The sequence below is a fragment of the Kitasatospora sp. NPDC024654 genome, from assembly GCF_055559155.1.
Window position 1 is genome coordinate 1 of record NZ_JBVHLF010000158.1, and the last position, 8,049, is coordinate 8,049.

At 68.2% G+C, this 8,049-nt stretch carries 8 protein-coding genes; 2 read left to right on the forward strand and 6 right to left on the reverse strand.

What is annotated here, in order from left to right; genetic code table 11:
- The 5 genes from ACZ38L_RS37425 to ACZ38L_RS37445 form a co-directional block, all read right to left on the reverse strand.
- A partial coding sequence (locus ACZ38L_RS37425; RefSeq protein ID WP_465702195.1) for a transposase occupies nucleotides 1-456 on the reverse strand: 456 nt, incomplete at its 3' end.
- Nucleotides 457-507: 51 nt separating this feature from the next.
- Nucleotides 508-1,356 (reverse strand): glycosyltransferase, encoded by an 849-nt coding sequence (locus ACZ38L_RS37430; RefSeq protein WP_465702197.1) that lies wholly within the window; start codon nucleotides 1,354-1,356, stop codon nucleotides 508-510.
- A 17-nt stretch (nucleotides 1,357-1,373) separates the two neighbouring features.
- Entirely contained in the window at nucleotides 1,374-2,687 is a 1,314-nt protein-coding gene (locus tag ACZ38L_RS37435) for a hypothetical protein (protein ID WP_465702201.1), read from the reverse strand.
- A gap of 10 nt (nucleotides 2,688-2,697) precedes the next feature.
- Complete coding sequence (locus tag ACZ38L_RS37440) at nucleotides 2,698-2,871, reverse strand: hypothetical protein (protein ID WP_465702205.1); 174 nt, start codon at nucleotides 2,869-2,871, stop codon at nucleotides 2,698-2,700.
- A gap of 58 nt (nucleotides 2,872-2,929) precedes the next feature.
- Nucleotides 2,930-4,414, reverse strand: a complete 1,485-nt coding sequence (locus ACZ38L_RS37445; RefSeq protein ID WP_465702208.1) for a radical SAM protein — start codon at nucleotides 4,412-4,414, stop codon at nucleotides 2,930-2,932.
- A 520-nt stretch (nucleotides 4,415-4,934) separates the two neighbouring features.
- Here ACZ38L_RS37445 and ACZ38L_RS37450 point away from each other — a divergent pair.
- Both ACZ38L_RS37450 and ACZ38L_RS37455 read left to right on the forward strand, forming a co-directional pair.
- Entirely contained in the window at nucleotides 4,935-5,165 is a 231-nt protein-coding gene (locus ACZ38L_RS37450) for a hypothetical protein (RefSeq protein ID WP_465702211.1), read from the forward strand.
- Between the two features lie 250 nt (nucleotides 5,166-5,415).
- The gene (locus ACZ38L_RS37455) at nucleotides 5,416-6,366 is read left to right on the forward strand and encodes a helix-turn-helix domain-containing protein (protein ID WP_465702213.1); all 951 of its coding nucleotides are present in this window, start codon (nucleotides 5,416-5,418) and stop codon (nucleotides 6,364-6,366) included.
- 193 nt (nucleotides 6,367-6,559) lie between these two features.
- Here ACZ38L_RS37455 and ku read toward each other — a convergent pair whose 3' ends face one another.
- Complete coding sequence (gene ku, locus ACZ38L_RS37460) at nucleotides 6,560-7,678, reverse strand: non-homologous end joining protein Ku (RefSeq protein ID WP_465702216.1); 1,119 nt, start codon at nucleotides 7,676-7,678, stop codon at nucleotides 6,560-6,562.
- Nucleotides 7,679-8,049: the final 371 nt, after the last annotated feature.

The following is an 8,049-nucleotide window of genomic DNA, read 5'->3' on the forward strand; positions in this document are numbered from 1 at the left end:
GTCGTCCAGCACGGTGGAGTCGAGGGCCCGCCGGTGCTTGCCCTTGAGGACGCCGGTGGCCGCGACGACCTCCTTGACCTTGGTGAACAGCCGGTGCGGGTCGCTGGAGCGTTGCAGGCGTCGGCGGAAGTAGGTCAGCAGCGACGGGTCGAATGCGGTGTCGTTGAGGCCGAGCCCGCAGGCGGCCTTCCACCGCAGATCGCAGCGCAGCTCCTGGACCGTGTCGAAGTCCGACAGTCCGTGCAGGCTCTGCAGCACGATCGTGGCGGCCAGGACCTGCGGTGGCATGCTCGGCCGCCCGTTCGCCGACGGATACATGTCCGCGAACATCGACCCCGGGAACAGCGTCTCCCGGTGCTCGGCCAGGAACGCGAACACACTGCCTGCCGGGATCAGCTCCCGGCAGGTCTCCCACACATCCAGCCCGACCAGTTCCCCATCCCACTGTCCCTGCACACCAGCAGTCTGGCCCCACACCGAGTGACGCAGAGCCAGAACCGCTGATTTTCAGTGAACTTCTAGGTTGGTTCGGTCGATCAGCGGTCCCATCCACGGTCTGCGGACGATGTGAAGGTCCGGGTGGGCTGGTGCGGGAACCGGAGTTGTGGTGCGGCCCAACTCGACCACGGCCTGCCAGGGCGTGTCCGTGAACAGGCGCATCAGCTGTGGCCAAAGGCCCTCACCGCCGAAGGTACGCCCCAGGTGCACGTAGACGGCGGGTTTTCCGCTCTTGGCCATGCAGCGGTCAAGATCGGCTAGGGCCGACTCCGTAGCCGGAGGCTCCCACCAGCACGGACCGACGTGGTGGATGCCTTCGGGAAGGACAGCCTCAGGGAACTCCAGCTCAGGGAGGCCACGGAGCAGGAATCTGTCTCCAAGCAGTGCGCGGCCGGCGGCACGGCCGTCGCGGGCGACCAGGTCGAGTTCTTCGCGCAGCCGCAGGTAGCGATCGAGCATGTCCCGCAGTCGCCACTCGCGCCTCAACGGTGGCTCGGCCTCGGCGCCGCTCGCGTACGGCCACAAGTGGGCGGCTAGCCCGATCACGACCACTGGCAGGCCCAGAGTCTCAGCAGCCAGAAGGGAGCCGTGGCAGAGCACCGAGGTGACCACCACGTCGAAGCGGGCGCTTCGAGCGGCACTGATCACGGCCCGATACTGCGCCGCACCGTCGAGGAACCAGCGGGCACTGCTGAACGCCTCGTCCGGCGTGTCGCCAGTGGCCGGGCGGAAGTCCAGGCCCGCAATGGCCGCGAATCCGGCCGCCGATGGGCGGCCGACCAGGGTGACGCAGTGGCGGCGGCGCTGAAGCTCCCGCCCCACCGCGATCGCCGGGAAGAGGAAGCCCGGATCGCTCATGGGACACAGTAGGACTCTCACCGGTCCCCCTCCACTCGGAGGTCCGAGGGGCGGGCGATGCGGGAGGAGGGTGCGAGAGTATCGGCGCTGCGGAGGCGGCAGCGCCGAATGAACCGCATGATCGGCCGCAGGGGCCGCCGAAGCACCAGGAGTGCCGCGGCGACGGCGAAGGTCTGGTTCAGCCAGGCCAGCACGTGCTCGGACGGCAGTTGATGGTGGGCACTGGCGAATTGGGCCAGTAGCAGGTGGGTCGAGTGGGGATAGGCCGCAAGGTATGTGATCACGACGGGGATGAACGCGTAAGCGAAATAGGCCCAGTAGACGACAGCGGCAAGACCGTACAGGCCGACGGCGGCGGTGACCCAAGGCGGCCCGGGGAGCGGTCGAGAATGGCGACGGCGGAGCCTGGCGACAACGTTGCCCGCCAGCTGTCGCACCAGTCGGCCAGGGCGGGGTGTGTCGAGCACATCGCTGAGCACCCAGTACCCGTCAAATCTGAAGAACGGGTTGAGCACGATGGGCAGGCTGTAAATGCTCGTCAGTGCGGCGACGTGTAGTGGCGTCCAGCCGGTGATCATGTAGACGACTGCGCAGCCGGCCGTCGCGCAGGTCTGGAAGTAAGCGCCTCCGACATCGACTATGACACGCTGCCAACGCCGCAGTCCCCAGGCGGCCGTGACGTCGGAGAAGAAGGCCGGGAACATCCAGTACGCGGCGATCCCGATCCGGCTGGGTGTGGCGCCGAACCGGGAGCACGCACTGGCGTGCCCTAGTTCGTGACAGAGCAGGATCGTCAAGAAGACCGCGTATCCCGTCCAGTAGTCCGCTGCCGCGATGTGGACTGCTGCGGTGAAGCGCAGCAGGACGGACAGCGTTACGGCGCTCCCGATGAGCAGCACGGCTGCTGGCAGCGGGCGGTAGGCGTACGACAGCGGTCGCGCCAGTCGGCCGACCAGGGCGGTTGGCAGGAGGGTGATGCGCAGCCAGAATCCCGTCGGTACAGGAACTTTGCGGTCTTCGATCTCACTGATCTGCGCCCGAAGCCGGTCGTGGGCCGCGCGGACGTCGTCGGCGGTGACCTGTTGGCCGCGTGCCTGAAGTTGTCGCGCGATTTGTGCGGGGCTGGCCCCGGATTCCATCTGTTTGAGTAGCGAGTAGGCGCTGGCTGACAGCCGCACATGGATGCCGTTCGAGCAGGGCCACACGTAGCTGGACGGTTCGGTAACCCGGCGCTCTTGAAGTGCCATGAGGCCAATTCCCCTCTCTGGTGTGAGCTGCCGGTCGGCCGTGAGGCTGACGACCTGGCTGGACTGCCAGGTCGCCAGCCTCACGCTGGTGGTGCTAGTTGTACGTTCCGCACGAAGTCAGGTGCGGGCACGGCGGCGGGTCGTCTGGTCCGCCCGGCGATAGGGCTGCCATCAGCTCAAGCCGCTGGTCCAGCTGCTCGACTCCGAGGTCGTCGTCGTTCAGGCTGGTGATCTCCGGGAGTTCTCCCTGGTCGAATGGTTCCTGCATGACTGTCCTCCTCTCTCAAGGGGTTGGGGGGTGGCCCTCGGTGCGTGACCGAGGGGGATCAGTGGCCGCAGCCGGGTCCGGTGGACAGCACGGGCAGTTCACGACGCTGGAGGCGTTCGTACGCCTCGGCGGCACTGGCGCGGAATCGGTTGGCGTAGCCGTCGCAGTGATTGCTGAAGAACTCGCCGTTCTGGCCCTCGGCCAGTACAGCGCAGCCCCCACCGCAGGACAGCGCGTAACGGCACTGCCGGCAGACGCGGTTGGTGCTCACGTTGCGGCTCTGCCAGGTGGCCGCGAACTCGTTGAAGGTGGGGACGCCGCTCTCGTCCAGATGGCCGACGCGGATGTTGGCGTCGCCGGTGCGCTCCCAGCAGGTGTAGATGTCACCAAGGGCATCGAACAAGTACATTCCCGAATGCGCGCCGCAGAAGGCTGCGTTCATCGAAGGCGCGGAGCGGGTCTGGAAGATCGCCTGGATGCGCTGGCTGAGCTGGTCGTCCGGGCGGTTGATCACCGCCATCGAGGGGTGGTCCTGCCTGAGTCGAGTCAGCTCCTGGCCGAGCTCCCATGTGCCGAACGTGGTTTTTCGGTCTGTCTTGTCGTTGGCCGCCTCGATCACTGCCGTGTAGGCGGAGAACGTCGGATACTGGTCCCAGCCCTGCGCGGTGATCTCTTCGGCCAGGGTCGGCAGGGTCTCGATATTGTTGCGGTCGATGTTCATCCGCACGGAGACCTGCACGCCCTGGTCCAGCGCCATTGTCAGGTTACGTGCGATCCGGGCGAACGAACCGCTGCCGTCGGCGTAGACACGGCGTTGGTCATGCTCGACCGGTGGGCCGTCCAGCGTGATCTGCAATTGGTTCAGTTGCTCCGGGCGTAGCAAGTCACGGTAGTGCTCGAGATCGGTGGCATTGGTGATCGCCCAGAAGGTGGTCTCGCCTTCCGACTGTGCCTTGTTGATGATGTACTCGACGATGTCGCGGTTCTCGGCCAATAGCGGTTCACCGCCGAAGAAACCCATCTGAGCGCGGCTCTGCGGCCCCACTGGCCTGTCGTGCCGGGACTCGATGTGGGCGAACGATGCGAAGATGCGGTCCACGGTCTGCGGTGACATCTTGCGCAGCAGTCGGCTGAACCGCGCGTCGGTGCGCATGTGATCCTGGAAGCAGTAACTGCACCGCAGGTTGCAGTCATACGTCGGCATGAAGATGTAGCTGAGTCTGGTCCTGGCCTGGTGCGCCAGAGTCGCGATCCGAGCGAAGTGGTCGACTTCCTCCTGTACTGTCAGGTCGGTCAGATACCCGCGCTGGCGCAGCCGCTCCAGGGTCTGTGGTGCCGGGGCCGCCACCTCGCCCTCGACGGGGGGCTCGGGACTCCAGTCCCCGTAAAGCGGCCTGGGCGGACGCCCCACTTCCAGAGACCGTAGATACGTGGCGACTCGTCGAGAGACCTTGTCGTGGGCGCCGGTGTAGCCGTGTATGAGTAAGAGATCCTCGGTATTGCCCGGCAGATCAACGTAGATCGTGTAGCTGCTTGCTCGCATACCTTCCGCCCTTTCGGCCATCGACTCCGCAGACGATCCCGTCCGCCCAGGTGACACGCCGGAACAGGCCCACGACGCCACCCGTCACGATGTCGTCGTCAACCGTGGTTGCCCTCGGCCGACCGCTGGTTCCTAAAACCTTCCACTTTCGACGCGGGGAGCCCACCGACTCAAAATCCGTTGTACGCCCGCCGCACAGCGAGAAGCTGCGGCGAGCTGTGAGCGACGCTCATGGGGGCACCGCCGCATCTGTAGCCACCCGTTCGGGTGGCTCGGCGCACCGTCGATCCATGACGACAGTCACCGCTGCCCCGGAGGGACTTCAAGCGGCGACATCAGCGGCCGTCGAGCACGCTTTCGCCGTCGAGCACGCCCTCGCCGCAGCGCCGACCGAGCCGCCGTTACCGGCGGCCGGGATCTCCTGGAAGCGCCCCTTCGCCCGAGTGCTCACGCCGTTCACCGAGAACGCCGCCGACCAGCTGGTGGCGCAGGCCGAGCAAGCCGGCGCCAACGCGGTGGATTGGGCCTCGACGACCCGTTCCAGGGCCTGGAGCCGGCCGGCTGCGGAACGGTCGGCGCCGTGCCGCCGCAATCCTCCACGTTGCACGTCGGCTGCACGGCCACGTGGGTGGGCGATGCGATCGCGGGCGCGGCGGCCGAGGCGAGCACGGCCGCGACCGCCAGGACTCCGAACGCCGCTTTGGCCAGGAAGGTGGACAGCTGCTTCACGACTCTCCTTCTGATGAACTGAGCTGATCGATGGATGGGGCTTGGACCGGCCGGGCGGGTGTCAGGGGCCGCAGACGTAGCTGATGGTGTCCCCCCTGCTCGCCGGAAGAGGGGAAGCCGCCTGGTTGGCAACCACAGTGGGGGCTGTGGCGCCCGGAACCAACACCGGCTGGTCTCGGACAATCAACCACGGAAAACGCACTACCCAGGCCATCGGCGGGTGTACGGGCGGACAATCAATTCCAGAGCCGCTACCAGGGGGAGAAGTCAACGTGGGCCGCAAACAACGCACGCTCGATCCGGCCGCGGGCCCGGTGGCCGAGTTCGCCCTGCAGCTACGAGCCCTGCGCGAGCGGGCCGGAAGCCCCACCTTCGCGACCATGAGCAGGCGGGCGCACCGCTCGGTCTCGGTCCTGTCCGAGGCGGCCGGGGGCGTGAAGTTCCCGAGCTGGCCGACCGTCCTGGCGTTCGTGCAGGCGTGCGGCGAGACGGACACCGACGCCTGGCTGGAGCGGTGGGAGCGGGTCCACAGCGCCCTGACGGAGAATCCCGGGCCGCCGCCGTCCACCAACCGCTCTCTCCCGTCGCGGCCCATTCCCGCAGGCACCCCGGCCACCGCGGGCGCCCCGGCGACCGCCGCGCCCGCGGCCTCGCAACCGCGCCCGCTACCCTGGCGGCCGGTGAACGGCGTCAGGACCGTCGTGGCCCTGGCCGTCGGGCTGGCAGTCGGTCTGGTAACGGGCATGAACCTGCCCAGCTCGCACGCCTCGGCCGCCCCCGCCCCGCATCCCGCGCCCTCCGTCGTCATCGTCCCGCCGCTCTCGCCGGCGCCCTGGCCGCCCGCCGGCTCTGGCTGCGACGCCCGCACCCGGTGGGCGTACCAGTACGACCACGCCTACATGGGACAGGTCTACGTCCTACTCGCCCAGCCCACCGCACACCCTGTCACCATCGACACCACCATCACCTGGGGAGCCTGGCGCTGGCGCCAGAGCGTGGGCGTCGAACCAGGCGACCCGACCCAGGACAGCGGCGGCACCCTGCTGCTGTTCAACAAACTCGACACCAGCCTCCGGAACCCGATCGTCACCGTCGACACCGCCGTCCCCACCTGCGCAAGTTTCGGCACCGCCGGCGGCACCGCCGTCGCCCCCCTCACCACCATCGACACCAACCAGGGCTGGACCCCGGTCACCACGCCCACTCCATCGGCCCGTTCGTAGAGGCACGCCTGGGAGAGCGCGTCAGTCGCGCAGGGGCGGGCGCCAGCACCCCGCCGTCGAAGAGCGCGATAATGCCCTCGCTGCGGCCCGGGCACGGATCCACCCAGTCCCCCCCCGCCCGCCGGAAGACCCGGGAAGCCGCCGCTCGCCCGGGGGCCGGATGAGTGGAAACCTGCTGTTCGGCACCGCCTGTTCACGCGCTGTGCAGGTGTCGGCGCTTGGCGGCGGGGGCGTGTTCGATGGCGTTTTGGAGTTGGTCGCGGGTCATGGCGCTGCGGTGGGGGATGTTGAGGTCGGTGGCCCGCTTGTACAGCTCGGCCTTGGTGAGCGCGCCCAGGTCCTCTTTCTTCTTCACGGTGCTGGTGCTCTTGCGGGCCGCGGGGGCCTTCGCCGCCGGTTGCTGGCGGGAGGTGCTCTTCTTCGCGCTGGTGGCCTTGGGGGTCCGGGCGGTGGTCTTCGGTGTCCGGGTCTGGCCGCCCTTCCCCCTGGCCGTGGGCTGCGCGGGCTGGTCCTCGTCGCGGCCGCCCGTGCTGCCGGCGGTCTGCAGGCTGCGTTCCAGCACGGCCATCAGGTCGACCACGTTGGTGGCCTCGGCCGGGCCTTCGGAGACGGCGATCTCCTTGCCGGCGGCCTTGGCCTCGACGAGTTCACGGACCTTCTCCGCGTAGGTGTCGTGGTAGTCCGCGGGGTTCCAGTCGATGGCGAGCATGTCGATGAGCTGTTCGGCGGCGGACAGTTCCCGGTCGGAGACGGTGGTGTCGTCGGCGGGGAGGTTGTCGACCTCGCGGCGGGGGTCGCGGACCTCGTCGGCGAAGTGCATCGTGTGGGCGGTCAGGATCCCGTCTTCGGCGGTCACGGCGGTGAGGTACTCCTTGCCGCGCATGGAGAACAGCGCCAGGCCGGCCTTGTCGGCCTTCGCCAAGGCCTTCACCAGGAGCAGGTACACCTTGGCGTACTCCTTGGCGCGCGGGCCGAGGTAGTAGGTGGTGTCGTAGTAGATCGGCTCCACCTGGTCGAGGTCGACGAAGCCGATGATCTCGATGGTCTTGGACCGTCCGGGTGAGATCCGCTCCAGTTCGTCGGGCTCGACGATCACGTACTCGCCCTCGGTGAGCTCGTAGCCCTTGACGATGTCGGCGTACTCGACCTCGTCGCCGGTGCGCTCGTTCACCCGCTTGTTGCGGACCCGGTCGGCGGTGCCGCGCTGGATCTGCCGGAAGGCGACGCTGTGGGACTCCGTCGCCGGGTAAAGGGCGATGGGCACGGTCACCAACCCGAAGCTCAGCACACCCGTCCAGAGCGGCCTGGCCATCGCCGTCACCTCCTCGCCTTGCCCAGCACCCACCCCCAGTGCCCAATATGCACCGCCATCCGATTCCGAGTTGGCGATCGCCAAGCGGTGCGTACCAGCGAGCAGGGCCCCCATCACACCGCCCTGAAAGCCGTCGGCGCACGCAAGCCCTGTCGGCTGCTCTCGCTACCCTCCACGTGCGAGCTGGCAGCTCCACCGCCTACGACGCCGCGGTCGCCTCTCGCTGGCCGGGCTGGCCTCGCTGGCCTTTGCAGCGCGGAGGGCTTCGTGGCGCCAGTGAGAGTGCGGTTCGCGCCGTGATGCCCGATTCGCGATGAGGTCTGGGTGAGGTGCCCTGCTCAGTGGGGTGGGCCGGCGCTCAAGGGCGAGGC